The organism is Aeromonas sp. QDB18, assembly GCF_027705325.1.
In the GTDB taxonomy this organism is placed as follows: domain Bacteria; phylum Pseudomonadota; class Gammaproteobacteria; order Enterobacterales; family Aeromonadaceae; genus Aeromonas; species Aeromonas caviae.
Window position 1 is genome coordinate 1 of the sequence record NZ_JAPDBQ010000293.1, and the last position, 1,183, is coordinate 1,183.

Annotated in this window: 2 protein-coding genes; one reads left to right on the forward strand and one right to left on the reverse strand. The window is 46.7% G+C overall.

What is annotated here, in order from left to right; all coding sequences use genetic code 11:
* Positions 1 to 188 precede the first annotated feature (188 nt).
* Positions 189 to 344, reverse strand: a complete 156-nt coding sequence (locus OKC30_RS20940; RefSeq protein ID WP_010673716.1) for a hypothetical protein — start codon at positions 342 to 344, stop codon at positions 189 to 191.
* 271 nt (positions 345 to 615) lie between these two features.
* Between OKC30_RS20940 and OKC30_RS20945 the strand changes: the two genes are divergently transcribed.
* Positions 616 to 960, forward strand: a complete 345-nt coding sequence (locus OKC30_RS20945; RefSeq protein WP_010673715.1) for a helix-turn-helix domain-containing protein — start codon at positions 616 to 618, stop codon at positions 958 to 960.
* Positions 961 to 1,183 lie beyond the last annotated feature (223 nt).

Here is a 1,183-nt window from a genome sequence, read left to right on the forward strand (position 1 = left end):
GCGATAAAATCAGATCACAATCGAAGCCATTTTTATATCTATTTCAATTGGTTGCTGCTAAAGATCCTGTACATGAAGGCCTCCTAGGCTGCTGCCATTAATCGTTGTTAGTGTTTTCCAAATTCCCATATCGCAAACCTTTATGATGTAAATTTGACCACCTATGAGTGCACCTCAATGGAGCGCTGTCAGCGATCTCTACAGACCAACCAGTAGAGTAATCCCGCCAAAATCGGGTCGATGATCAGCCCGAGAATGAACCACCCCCAAAATGAGCGACCGTTGCTCGAGGCAACAATGCCTAGCAGCAAGGCAAGTCCGAACCATAGCAGTGGAATGATCATGTTTATTTCTCCTGTTACAGGATGTTGGCAATAGGGGGCCATCCGACGAGATCCCAAGTCGGTTGGTAGAGTGTGGCTAGCATGCTGCCAGTGGATGCACTGGTAGATGACAAAGGCCACCGTGGAAGATTAGGTATTAGATTGTGATGTGAGCTCCATTCATTTTAGGTCTAGAAATTTCAAAAATAGATCTAATTAGTTGATATTCAACCTTTTGAGTCCTTAATGTCAATGGGTCCATGGTCAACCATAAGGGTTGACTGGAGGACTTATGACTGACATCAACTTTGAAGAGCTTGCCAAGAGCGTTGGTAAAGCGATTGGACGCCAACGCCACCAGGCAGGGCTGACTCAAGATCAAGTGGCTGAGCACCTAAAAATAGGTATGGAAGCAGTCTCCCGAATGGAGAGAGGTCTCGTGGTGCCGACAGTCGTGCGGCTCGCTGAGCTGGCTCAGCTGTTTGGCTGTGATCTCGCAGACTTCCTGTGTGAGACCAGCAATCGTCCCACCGAACAAGGCATGGTGATTAGCCAACAGTTAGCCAAACTCGACACAACAGACAGGGAGCTTGTCCTGGAGGTGGTTGGTAAGCTGGCGGCAAGACTGGCACGTTAATGGCTTGCTGTTCGCATAGATGACTGACGGATGCTGATAAACTCAGGAGGATACAATGGCCCTTCCATGCGGATTTACAGCAATCTGTGCTTGGTGTCCCCTGATGATATCTATCTGAGTTTCTTTTCAATCGAACCGACAAAGTACTAAGGAAAGTGCGAACAAGTATCCCACGAACAAAAAATGAAAATTTTAGTCATTTAATATCAATGGGTTACCATTA

What these genes read in the sequence shown, in the direction of transcription:
- OKC30_RS20945 (WP_010673715.1), top strand. Translation starts at nt 616, where the DNA reads ATGACTGACATCAACTTTGAAGAGCTTGCCAAGAGCGTTGGTAAAGCG.
- OKC30_RS20940 (WP_010673716.1), bottom strand. Translation starts at nt 344, where the DNA reads ATGATCATTCCACTGCTATGGTTCGGACTTGCCTTGCTGCTAGGCATT.